Below are 11,630 nucleotides of genomic sequence, written 5' to 3'. Positions count from 1 at the left end.
GAAAATTCACCATAATATAATAGAATTAACAAATTATATAATATATTTACAAACTTCTAAAATGATAGAATTAATAAATAATAATCAGTTTTTGATGCAAAATATCCAACAATTTACAATATTATTACAAATTTCTTTAGTTGCTTTTACAATTGCATCAATTATTGTTACTGGCTTATTTATATTGTCACAACGAAAATTATCTAAAAATCTTTTTAAGATAAATAATTATCAACAAATTCATCCTGCATGGTTATGGACTCAGCTAATTCCAATATGGTCATCAATAGCATTTGTTGTGACAGCTGTTAAATTAGATGATCAAATAAAAATATATACTACAAAATATGATGAAAAATTGAAGTTTAAAGCTTCACTTGTTTATTGGTATGTAGGCTTCTTGATATTAGGGTTAATACCTATTATAAATATTATAGCTGGAATAATTAATTTATTTATATTTATAATTATCTGGTCGAATATAAGTAGTTCATCAAAACAGATTCAAAAGCGTCTCAATCAACAATAAAAACAATTAATATATAAACTTCTATTATCATGCATTCAGTTTCGCATAATATATATTATGTTAAATTATTGACTTAAAGTAATATCCTTCCAAGATTTAAGCTTGAGCCCTTGATTATTAACATATTTACTAATACTTGCTCTAGATATACTCTCTTTTTAATTTCTCAATTATTTCTATACTAGCTGGTAGAAAATAATAATTATCAAGTTCTGAAATATTTACAAGCTTTAGTTGTTGATTTTCTTTTGGATAAGGAATACCTTCATAGCTATCAACAATAAAAAACTCTAGATTAACTTCGATATTATTTTTATTTATATGTTTTTTCTTAAAATATGGATTTAGAGCTTTAATAGTAATTCCAACTTCTTCAAAAACTTCTCGTTTTATACAATCTTCAAAGCTTTCATTATTTTCTACTTTACCTCCAGGAAATTCCCAGTAATCACTGTATGTCTGGAATTTTTGTCTTAGATTTATATAGACTTTATTCTTCTGTTCATTTAGAATTATCGCCACTGCGGCATTTATCCGTTCCATTTTATAAAAAATTAACATTGTTATTAAGAAATATAATATGTTCCAAAATCATAAAAGTGAAATTTTATTAGCAACTCCTCTCATAAAAGATGATGCTATATTTACTAAATCTGTTATTTATCTTTGTCAAAATGATCGTCATGGTGCTATGGGCTTAATTATAAATAAGCCTTTAGATGATAAGTTGAAAGATGTCTTTGAAGAGCTTGATATACCTCATAATAATACCTTTGAAGAGATATTAAGCCACCCTCTTTATATGGGCGGTCCAATAAGCCCTCACAAAATATTAATACTCCATACTACGAATGGACGTAACTACAATTCAACTATAAAGCTTGATGAAGGTTTAGCTATTACCGCTTCAATGGATATTTTAGAAGACCTTGCAAATAATATCCTGCCTGAATATTTTTTACCTATAGTTGGCTATAGTTGTTGGACAGCAGATCAGCTATCAGATGAGATAAAAGCTAATGACTGGATTGTGACAGATAAATTAAGCAAGAAGATATTATTTAACTATGAAAATAAGACAAAGTGGCAAAATCATCTAGAACATGCTGGATATAGTTTACAAAACTTAGACTCTTTATTTGAAAATATAGGTAATGGCTAATGTTTCAATCTTTAATAGCTATAGACTTTGGTAAAGCTAGAATTGGCTTAGCAAGTGGTCAAATGATTACAAAAACAGCTACTCCTATTGGAACTGTTGAAGCCTATGATGGTGTACCAAACTGGATTGAACTTGATAAAATTGTCAAAAGATGGAATCCTTCAGATATTATAGTTGGCTTGCCTTTGGATACACAAGATTTTGAAACTGACATTACCAAAGCTGCAAAAGATTTTGCTAAAGAGGTAAAAAAGAGATATCAAAGGAATGTTCATCTTATAAATGAAGCTTATTCAACTCGTGAAGCAAGATGGCGTTTAGAAGAAGTTAAGAGTAAAAAAGTTAGTCATCTAAAAGTGGATGCTTTAGCTGCATGTGTAATTCTTGAAACTTGGATGGCAGAGAATTAAAGTAGAATTTATGCTGTGAAAAATATTGTATATGTTTGATCTATAAATATAATACAATTATTTCTAATAGCATTAATGCCAAATGAAAACAGTCATTTATTTCAATATATTATTTATTTTCTGTGTTGAAACATTATTAGCTCGCTTTGCTACTGAACAAGATATGAGCGCTACGTGTAGTTATATAAATAATAATGTCAAAATAGATAAAAATTACAAAGTTAATTGGATTACTGAAGAACAAATAAATATAATCGATGAAAATGCCAGAGACAATTATAAATTAATTAAACTACTTTATACGGAAAGTTTTGAATCATTTAACGTAATAAATGCTAGTATAGATAACGATAAGAAATATGAAATTGATAAGAATTTAATTGAGGATAAAACTTTAGCTAGTGAAGCAAATAGGTTCATTAATATGAGACAAATATTAATTCCATTTAAAAAAATACAAGCTGGTAGTAAAATTAATCTAAAATATGAAAGAGTTGTAGAAAGACAATTAGTTGATAATCATTTTTCAAAAACATTATATTATGGTACTGATATTCTTTTAAAAAACTCAAAAACTATTATTAATTCAGAAATCCCTTTGTATATATTTGCCAATGATCCTTTTAACGTTTTAGAAATAAAAGAATTCAAAAAAAATAATATTTATCATTACACCATAAAACTTTTAAAGCCAATTTCTAGTGCTACTATTAATGAACCTAATAATAGTCTTTTAAGTTTAGAGAATCAAACCTGGGTTGGTATATCAACAGATAAAACATATGAATCTCTAAATAAAACATTAGCAAATAAATATGAAAATATTGTAAGCCAAACACTGCCAAATGAGCTTGTAATTGAGTTAAAAAAGTTTAGTCACCTAACAAATGATGTAGATATAATAAATAGTGTAACTAATCTAGTACAAAATAAAGTAACATACTTGAGAGATTGGAAAAAAATTGAAGCTGGATTTTATCCAAGGTCAATGAATGAGGTTATTGATACTGGATATGGTGATTGTAAAGATTATTCATTACTAACAGTTGCTAGCTTAAGATATCTAGGTTTATCTGCTAAATTTGCTTTAGTAGCTCGAGGTGAGATAATACAAGAACATCCTAATCATACATTAGCAAGTATTAATGATTTTAACCATGTAATAGTATATGTGGAAGGATCAAATAAAAAAAAATATTGGATTGATCCAACTAATAATATTAGTATGGCTGGTGGTTTGTTCCCTGATATAGCTAATCGTAAGGCATTAGTATTAACTCTTGATCATGAACCTAATTATATGCGAGTTTATAATATTAACTATAGGAAGTCTAAAATACATTCTAAATCTGAATATAAAATAAGAGAAAAAAATATTCACACTATTACTTATGTTACCTTTGAAAAAGAGTCAGCGATTATGTTTACTGGCTCTGAGCTATTTGCAAATAAAAATATTATTATAGATTATATATATAGCAATTTTCTTGAGCCTGAACATAATATTCCTAAAGATCAAAGACTTAAATCAGTTATTCCTGATTTAAACTCGAGAATAGTTAAAAATATAAATTTTTCTTTTGAGTATATAGTAGATAATCCATATATTGAAACTAATATGGGTAAAGTCCTCAAGTTAAGTATGTATGATTTTGTTGATCCCCCTGAGGATAGTGTAAATGATATATATATTGGTCAACCGAGAACATATATAAAAGAATATATTTTTGATATAGAGATTTCTGGTATTGATAAATTGAACTCTAATATATCAACACCGTGGCTAGATTTAAGTAGAAAATGTTATATAAACAAAAATGGAGAAAGTGTTATAAAAGAAAATTATATTTTCAAAAAATCTTTTATAACTTTTAAGGATAGACAGTTAGAAGAATATAAGTTTCTAAAAAAAAGGATTAAGTCTTTTAGAAATATATTTTTAGTACTAAAATAAAAATTCTAGCATTTTTAAAAGTGTGTTAAATTTAAAGCTTACATATAAAATTTACGTTTTTCTTGATCCCCATTATATCCTACAGCTGTCGAATATGACACGCTTGAAACATTTGTTGGGCTAGGTGTTAAGCTAAAACAATAGTATGGTAATATTAGCATTATACTTATTATCTTTCTTTTGAGATTCATCCTCATGATATATTTTCCTATTTATAATTTTTTATATTTTGCGAATATATTAAAGTAGTTATTAATCTCAAATATTTATAAAATGTAACAGTATGTAACTATACATTATGAGTAATTTAATAAATAAGTTTCTAAAGATAGCAATAATCTAGATATTTATAGAGTTTTAACTTAAAATATCCAGCATAATTTTGCATATTTTTTATTAAAAACAAGGTTCTGTACTTCAAATGAGTGAATATAATTTTGATCAAATAGAGCAACAAGCTCAAAATTACTGGCGTGAAAATAACTCTTTCAAAGCCGTTGAAGATAAAAGTAAAGAAAAATTCTATTGTTTATCAATGCTACCGTATCCTAGTGGTACTCTACATATGGGACATGTGAGAAACTATACTATTGGAGACGTTATAGCTCGTTATCAGAAAATGCAATGTAAGAATGTCCTTCACCCTATGGGATGGGATGCCTTTGGTTTGCCGGCTGAAAATGCTGCTATCAAGCATAAAAGATCACCTGCAGAATGGACAAAAAGTAATATTGCTCATATGAGAAAGCAACTTGATTCCTTAGGTTTTAGTTTTGATTGGTCAAGAGAAGTTGCTACTTGTGATGAAGATTATTATAGATGGGAGCAATGGTTTTTTATCCAACTTTATAAAAAAGGTTTAGCATATCGTAAAAACTCAGTTGTAAACTGGGATCCTGTAGATCAGACAGTTTTAGCTAATGAACAGGTTGTAGATGGTAGAGGCTGGAGATCAGGCGCATTAGTTGAGAAAAAAGAAATACCACAATGGTTTTTAAAAATTACTGATTATGCTGATGAGCTTTTACAAGATATCTCTAAATTAGATAACTGGCCAGATGCTGTAAAAACTATGCAAACAAACTGGATTGGTAAATCAAAAGGTTTAACTGTTAAATTTAAAATTCAAGATTCTGATGATGAAATAGAAGTTTTTACAACGCGTCCTGATACTTTGATGGGTGTGAGCTACCTTGGAATTGCACCTGAGCACCCTCTTGCTTTAGTTGAAGGAAAATCAAATACTGAGTTAGCAAGCTTTATTGAAGAATGTAAGAAATCTTCAACAATGGAAGCTGATTTGGCTACTCAAGAAAAGAAAGGCTTTAAAACTAATATAAAAGTAATTCATCCTATTTCAGGTGAGACTGTTGATGTTTGGGTAGCAAACTTCGTACTTATGGGGTATGGTTCAGGTGCTGTAATGTCTGTTCCAGCTCACGATCAAAGAGACTGGGAGTTTGCACAAAAGTATAATATTCCTCTAAAGCAAGTTATTGCTTCAAATGACAAAAAATTAAAAGTTGATTTAGAAAAAGAAGCTTTTGTTGAAAAAGGAATATTGATAAATTCTGGTGAGTTTGATGGTTTAAACTTCAAAAAAGCCTATCAAGCAATAAAAAAATATCTTTTTGATAATAATAAAGGTTATGAGACTACAAACTTTAGAATCCATGACTGGGGCATTTCCCGTCAAAGATATTGGGGTTGCCCTATCCCAATGGTTCATTGTGATAGCTGTGGAGTTGTTCCTGAAAAAGAAGAAAATTTACCTGTTAAGTTGCCTACAGATGTTACTCTTACAGAGGCCGGATCTCCTTTAAAAGATATGCCTGAATTTTTAGATGTTAAATGTCCTAAGTGTGGTTCTCAAGCAAAAAGAGAAACAGACACATTTGATACATTCTTTGAATCATCTTGGTATTATGCAAGATATACATGCCCTACTGCTAATAAAATGCTAAGTGATGAAGCAAATTATTGGTTACCAGTAGATAAATATATTGGTGGTATTGAGCATGCTATCATGCATTTATTGTACTCAAGATTTTTCCATAAATTAATGCGCGATGAAGGTCTAATTACTTCAGATGAGCCATTTAATAACTTACTTACTCAAGGTATGGTCTTAAAAGATGGTGCTAAAATGTCTAAATCAAAAGGCAACACAGTAGATCCTCAAGAATTAATAGATATGTATGGTGCTGATACTGTAAGGTTATTTAGTATGTTTGCAGCACCTCCTGAGCAATCATTAGAGTGGTCAGAGACTGGTGTTGAAGGAGCTAATAAATTTTTACGTAAAGTATTTAACTATGCTCAAGCAAATAAAGAAGCATTATCGAAAAAAATAAATGTTGATATAAACAAATTATCAAAAGAAGATAAAAAAGCTCGTTTTGAAATACATTCAAACTTAAAGCAAGCTATTTTTGATTTTGATAAAAGTCAGTTTAATACTGTAGTTTCAGCTTGTATGAAAATTCTAAATACTTTAAATAACTATGATAATCTTTGTGATAGTGTTAAGGCTGAAGGCTATAGTATTTTATTAAGGGTTTTAGCTCCTTTTACTCCGCATATTTGTCATTATTTATGGCAAGAGCTTAATTTAGGTGATGATATTTTGCATACAGAATTTCCACTAGTAGATGAGAAAGCTCTAGTTAAGGATGAGTTCTTACTTATAGTTCAAATAAATGGTAAGCTAAAAGCAAAGCTAGAGTTAGATGCATCATTAACTAAATCAGAAGTTGAAGATAATGTTTTAGAAGATGAGCATGTTAAATCATTTATTGATGGTAAACAAGTTATTAAGGTAATCTATGTACCACAAAAACTTATAAATATAGTAATTAGATAGAGAGATTCAAATGAAAAAATATGCAATACTTTTCTTTATTTTAGTGCTGGCTTTGGCTTCTTGTGGCTTTCACCCTCGTGGAGTTGTTAGCGATACAAGCACTGATGCTGGAAATTTTAGTAGCTTAGTTGGAACAAAGTTCTATATTGAGAATAATAACTATAACTCTATTTCTAATGATATCAAGAGAAACCTAAAAGCATATAAAGCAGTAATAGTTTCAGATGAGAAAACCGCGGATTATATAATAAATATACAAGATGTTAAGAAAGATTCTAAGCTAACAAGTGTAGTTGGTGGAGCATCAAATAATACCTACCAGCTATACTACAGAGTTACGTATAATGTGGTTAAACCTAACAATAAAACTCCTGTTATACCAGATAATACTATTGATGCACAACAATTCTGGCAATCAAACTCGGGTACTCAGTTAGCTCAAAACTATGAGAATGTAAGAATATTTAAGTATCTTCAAACAAGTATAGTGCCAAGAATCGTTACTCAAATTGCAGCATTACTACCAAGTAAAGCACCAAATAATCCAACACAAGAAGATGATTCTTAAACTTTATTAAGGAAACAAATAATATGAATCAATTAAAAGATTTCTATGCTGATATGCTTAATAAATATAGCGGTCTTGCTGGAATATTAAGTTTTTTAACAATTTTTTTAATAATATTATTTTGTGCTTGGATTGTTAATAAAATTCTTAAAAAATATATAGTTACAATTGTAAATAAATTTGCAGTGAGGTTAGGTCCTAATATAGGCGAAATATTAATAAGATATAAAGTTTTTAATAAACTATCACATATTGGTCCTGGAATACTTATTTATTTAGCTATCAATATTTGTGCAAGTTCAGAGCATGATTGGACAATTAGTTTAGTCGAAACTATTCAGTTAATTGCTCAAATATATATAACATTAACTATAATTTTATTTTGTTTATCTTTTGTTGATGCTATTTTTAGTTATTTTCAAAAGCTTCCTTACTTCAAGCACCACTCTTTAAAAAGTTATGCTCAGGTTATAAAGATAATTTTATATTTTGTAGCTTTTATATTAGTAGTGTCTCAGTTACTTGATAAGTCCCCTATAGCCTTTCTAACAGGTTTAGGTGCTTTATCAGCGGTATTAATGTTGGTATTTAAAGATACTATATTAGGCTTTGTTTCAAATATTCAAGTTGCGGCTCTAGATCTAGTAAGAGTTGGCGACTGGATTACTATTCCATCAGCAGGTGTTGATGGAGATGTTATGGAAGTTTCTATTAATACCGTAAAAATTCGTAACTTTGATAAAACAATATCTACTGTTCCAACATATACACTAATTAATAATAGCGTACAAAACTGGCGTGGAATGGTTGAAACTGGTGGGCGTAGAATCAAACGCTCAGTAAATATTGATATAGATACTATTAGATTTTGTGATGAGGAAACTTTAGAAACTTTAGCGAAAGAACCTCTTTTACAAGATTTTATTACTAGTAAAAAAAATGAGAAGCTGACAAATATAACTTTATTTAGAGCATATATTGAAAATTACTTACGCAATCATCCAAAAATACATACAGGTTTAACTTTCCTAATCAGAGAACTACAACCTAGTGAAACAGGTTTACCAGTTGAGTTATATATTTTTACAAATGATACAAACTGGGTTAACTATGAAAAAATTCAAGCAGATATTTTTGACTATGTTTTTGCTAGTTTACATATGTTTGATCTAAAAGCCTTCCAAGCTATAACTGGTAGAATCTCTAAATAAAAATCATAATTTTCTGATATTATTTTTGTTAATTAAATTTTAAATTTAAAGAGAAATCCTGTCTAATGAGCTTAAAATCTTTTACAACCTTTATAGTATTGTTTATAGTAAATATATCATTATGTCTTGCTGTAAATGTACCTATTGAGATGTTTGATTTATCTAAATACTCACAAGATGCAAATTATTATATTCCTAAGTCACAAAAAGGATATGAGAAACCTTTATTGACTAGGCTTCAGCAAGATAAACTTCTCAAAAAATTAATATCTCATTCTGTTGGAAATGATTCTCCATGGTCAGAATCTTTCTATGAAGAGTATTTGCAACAAAATAGTCTAAAAAAATGGGTTACAGAGCAAATTAACGATATCAATAATAGTAAGCTACCAGATGATGAGAAAATTTATAAAGAAAATTTTAGACTTTTTACTAAACTTGAATATAAAAGTGTTACTAAAAATATAAATTTTGATGATATCAATAATTTACATAAATATAACGTTAACAATAGAGCTATAGTTACGAGAACAACAATGGGATATACCGTTCCTTATGACAGACCGTTATTTTTGAATTTCACATTACCAGGTCAAGGATATCCTTTTAGTAACATTAATGTTTCATCGTTAAATATTGGTGAAGCTATTTATATAATCTCAGTTTCAAAAGATAAACGTTGGTATTTAGTTCTTAGTCCATCTTTTTATGCATGGGTAAAATCTAATACTATTTCTAGAGTTTCAACTAGTGAAATTGAAACTTGGAAAAATGCTTTCACAAAAAAAAGCATCTCTATTAGACGTTTTGAGACACCTATATTTAACTTAGATAATAAACTAATTAAAAATACTTATCCTGGAACAATGTTACCAGTACTAGATACTGATAAAAATTATTATAAAGTGTTGCTTCCAACTCAAACAAAAACCGGAAATCTAGTTTTTACAGATGCTAAAATAATAAAGCATGATGCCACAAAGATACCAGCTTTAACTACACCTAAAAATTTTGTAAAAATAATTAAAGAGACTCAAGGCTATCCTTATGGTTGGGGTAATCAATATTACTATAATGATTGCTCTTCTGAGTTAAGAGCTATATACCAAGCTTTTGGAGTATGGTTACCAAGAAATTCTAAGGATCAATATAAAACATATAAATCATTAAAACTTGATAAATATACTTCAGAACAACGTAGTCAAATTTTATTGACAAAAGCTCGTCCTTTTTTGGATTTTATATATATAAAGGGGCATGTGATGCTATATATCGGTAAAACTTTAAATCCATACAATCCGAAACAAGTTGTTCCTGCAACGTATCAACAGGTTTGGGGATTGAAAGATAAAGATAATACTAAAAGATCTGTTATAGGTGAATCAGTTTTCTTACCATTATTAGAGAAATATCCAGAGGATCCTACTTTGGAAAGTGAGCTAAAAAAACAAGTCTTTAGAATTGTTCAAATAGCACAATATTAACACTTAGGTAGTGTTACGCCTTCTTGCCCTTGATATTTACCACCTTTATCAGCATATGATGTTTCACACTCTTCATCTGATTGGAAAAATAGCATCTGTGCAACACCTTCATTAGCATATATTCTTGCAGGCAATGGAGTTGTATTTGAAAACTCTAATGTTACATAACCTTCCCATTCAGGCTCTAAAGGTGTCACATTTACAATAATCCCACATCTAGCATAAGTTGATTTACCAAGGCATACAACTAAAACATCTCTTGGAATTTTGAATTTCTCAACAGTACGTGCTAAAGCAAAAGAATTGGGAGGAATAATACAAACATCGCCTTTAAAATCAACAAAGTTTTTATCATCAAAGTGTTTAGGGTCTACTATTGAAGAATTAATATTTGTGAAAATTTTAAACTCATCTGCGCAGCGTACATCATAACCATAACTAGATGTACCATAAGAAACTATTTTTTCATTATTTGCAACTTTGACTTGTCCTGCTTCAAAAGGTTCTATCATAGAATGCTCTTGGGACATTTTTTTTATCCATTTATCTGATTTTATAGACATTTTTTCTCTCTTAATTTTCTAATTTAACACCAATAGAATCTAAACTACTTGCTTTAGGTAGTTTTTCAATTTCATTTAATATATTTTCAGCTACTGTCATATAACTTGTATTAATATTATCATCTTTATCTAAGCTTACATAAGGTTTACCATGATCAGCATTTTCACGAATATCTTTATGTAGAGGCAAATTACCAAGAAATTCAATATTGTTTTTACCACATAATAGATGTGCTCCATCTTCACCAAATATATGATCACTATTGCCACATTTAGGACAAATGTAGTAGCTCATGTTTTCTATAACGCCTAATGTTTTAATATCAACTTTTTCAAACATAGCGACAGCACGTCTTGCATCTATCAAAGATAAATCTTGAGGAGTAGTTACAACTACAGCTCCAGTTACTGGCATATTTTTAGAAATTGTGAGCTGTATATCCCCTGTTCCAGGAGGTAAATCTAGAAATAGGTAATCTATTTCACCCCAGCTGGTATCATTTAGAAGTTGCATTAAAGCTCTAGAAACTATGGGACCGCGCCAGATCACAGCAGATTCTGGATCTATAAGATTTCCGATAGAAATCATTTTAACCCCATAACGTTCAAGAGGAATGATTTTTTTCTTATCTGTAGTCTGAGGATTCTCTTTTAAATCAAACAGAGTTGGCTGACTTGGGCCATAGATATCTGCATCTAAAACCCCTACTTTAGCTCCCATTTTTGCAAAACTTACAGCTAAATTTGCAGTAACAGTAGATTTGCCTACACCACCTTTACCAGATGCTACTAAGATTATATTCTTAATATTTGGTAAGAGCTTTTGTCCTTTTTGAACTTTTCTTTTTAAAGTTTTTTCAATATTTATCATAGTTTTTTACTAGCT

Annotated in this window: 11 protein-coding genes; 8 read left to right on the top strand and 3 right to left on the bottom strand. The window is 29.1% G+C overall.

Annotated features, from left to right (window positions below):
* Positions 1-61 precede the first annotated feature (61 nt).
* Entirely contained in the window at positions 62-529 is a 468-nt protein-coding gene (locus tag F7310_RS05320; RefSeq protein WP_236939850.1) for a hypothetical protein, read from the top strand.
* Positions 530-670: 141 nt separating this feature from the next.
* Here the strand turns inward: F7310_RS05320 and F7310_RS05315 are convergent, their stop codons facing one another.
* On the bottom strand, positions 671-1,072 hold the full coding sequence (locus F7310_RS05315) for a (deoxy)nucleoside triphosphate pyrophosphohydrolase (RefSeq protein WP_072713541.1): 402 nt from the start codon (positions 1,070-1,072) through the stop codon (positions 671-673).
* A gap of 37 nt (positions 1,073-1,109) precedes the next feature.
* Between F7310_RS05315 and F7310_RS05310 the strand changes: the two genes are divergently transcribed.
* From F7310_RS05310 to F7310_RS05280, 7 genes are all read left to right on the top strand, one after another.
* Positions 1,110-1,691 (top strand): YqgE/AlgH family protein, encoded by a 582-nt coding sequence (locus F7310_RS05310; protein ID WP_072712315.1) that lies wholly within the window; start codon positions 1,110-1,112, stop codon positions 1,689-1,691.
* On the top strand, positions 1,691-2,101 hold the full coding sequence (ruvX, locus tag F7310_RS05305) for a Holliday junction resolvase RuvX (protein WP_072712314.1): 411 nt from the start codon (positions 1,691-1,693) through the stop codon (positions 2,099-2,101). The genes F7310_RS05310 and ruvX overlap by 1 nt, the downstream gene beginning before the upstream one ends.
* An 82-nt stretch (positions 2,102-2,183) precedes the next feature.
* The gene (locus F7310_RS05300; protein WP_072712313.1) at positions 2,184-4,055 is read left to right on the top strand and encodes a DUF3857 domain-containing protein; all 1,872 of its coding nucleotides are present in this window, start codon (positions 2,184-2,186) and stop codon (positions 4,053-4,055) included.
* Between the two features lie 421 nt (positions 4,056-4,476).
* Positions 4,477-6,918, top strand: a complete 2,442-nt coding sequence (gene leuS / locus F7310_RS05295) for a leucine--tRNA ligase (protein ID WP_072712312.1) — start codon at positions 4,477-4,479, stop codon at positions 6,916-6,918.
* Positions 6,919-6,928: 10 nt separating this feature from the next.
* Positions 6,929-7,486 (top strand): LPS-assembly lipoprotein LptE, encoded by a 558-nt coding sequence (locus F7310_RS05290; RefSeq protein WP_072712311.1) that lies wholly within the window; start codon positions 6,929-6,931, stop codon positions 7,484-7,486.
* A gap of 23 nt (positions 7,487-7,509) precedes the next feature.
* Complete coding sequence (locus F7310_RS05285) at positions 7,510-8,697, top strand: mechanosensitive ion channel family protein (protein ID WP_072712310.1); 1,188 nt, start codon at positions 7,510-7,512, stop codon at positions 8,695-8,697.
* A 65-nt stretch (positions 8,698-8,762) separates the two neighbouring features.
* The gene (locus F7310_RS05280) at positions 8,763-10,181 is read left to right on the top strand and encodes an SH3 domain-containing protein (RefSeq protein WP_072712309.1); all 1,419 of its coding nucleotides are present in this window, start codon (positions 8,763-8,765) and stop codon (positions 10,179-10,181) included.
* Here F7310_RS05280 and dcd read toward each other — a convergent pair.
* Positions 10,178-10,744 (bottom strand): dCTP deaminase, encoded by a 567-nt coding sequence (dcd, locus tag F7310_RS05275; RefSeq protein ID WP_072712307.1) that lies wholly within the window; start codon positions 10,742-10,744, stop codon positions 10,178-10,180. The two genes, F7310_RS05280 and dcd, sit on opposite strands and share 4 nt — an antisense overlap.
* A gap of 10 nt (positions 10,745-10,754) precedes the next feature.
* Positions 10,755-11,615: an Mrp/NBP35 family ATP-binding protein gene (locus F7310_RS05270; RefSeq protein ID WP_145951731.1), complete on the bottom strand. Its 861-nt coding sequence runs from the start codon at positions 11,613-11,615 to the stop codon at positions 10,755-10,757.
* Positions 11,616-11,630: the final 15 nt, after the last annotated feature.

The organism is Francisella uliginis (genome assembly GCF_001895265.1).
GTDB lineage: Bacteria > Pseudomonadota > Gammaproteobacteria > Francisellales > Francisellaceae > Francisella > Francisella uliginis.
This window is presented reverse-complemented; position numbering and strand designations above follow the sequence as displayed.

Coding starts and splice junctions, on each gene's coding strand:
- F7310_RS05300 (WP_072712313.1), top strand. CDS start 2,184: ATGAAAACAGTCATTTATTTCAATATATTATTTATTTTCTGTGTTGAA.
- leuS (WP_072712312.1), top strand. CDS start 4,477: ATGAGTGAATATAATTTTGATCAAATAGAGCAACAAGCTCAAAATTAC.
- F7310_RS05285 (WP_072712310.1), top strand. CDS start 7,510: ATGAATCAATTAAAAGATTTCTATGCTGATATGCTTAATAAATATAGC.
- F7310_RS05315 (WP_072713541.1), bottom strand. CDS start 1,072: ATGGAACGGATAAATGCCGCAGTGGCGATAATTCTAAATGAACAGAAG.
- F7310_RS05280 (WP_072712309.1), top strand. CDS start 8,763: ATGAGCTTAAAATCTTTTACAACCTTTATAGTATTGTTTATAGTAAAT.
- F7310_RS05320 (WP_236939850.1), top strand. CDS start 62: ATGATAGAATTAATAAATAATAATCAGTTTTTGATGCAAAATATCCAA.
- dcd (WP_072712307.1), bottom strand. CDS start 10,744: ATGTCTATAAAATCAGATAAATGGATAAAAAAAATGTCCCAAGAGCAT.
- ruvX (WP_072712314.1), top strand. CDS start 1,691: ATGTTTCAATCTTTAATAGCTATAGACTTTGGTAAAGCTAGAATTGGC.
- F7310_RS05290 (WP_072712311.1), top strand. CDS start 6,929: ATGAAAAAATATGCAATACTTTTCTTTATTTTAGTGCTGGCTTTGGCT.
- F7310_RS05270 (WP_145951731.1), bottom strand. CDS start 11,615: ATGATAAATATTGAAAAAACTTTAAAAAGAAAAGTTCAAAAAGGACAA.
- F7310_RS05310 (WP_072712315.1), top strand. CDS start 1,110: ATGTTCCAAAATCATAAAAGTGAAATTTTATTAGCAACTCCTCTCATA.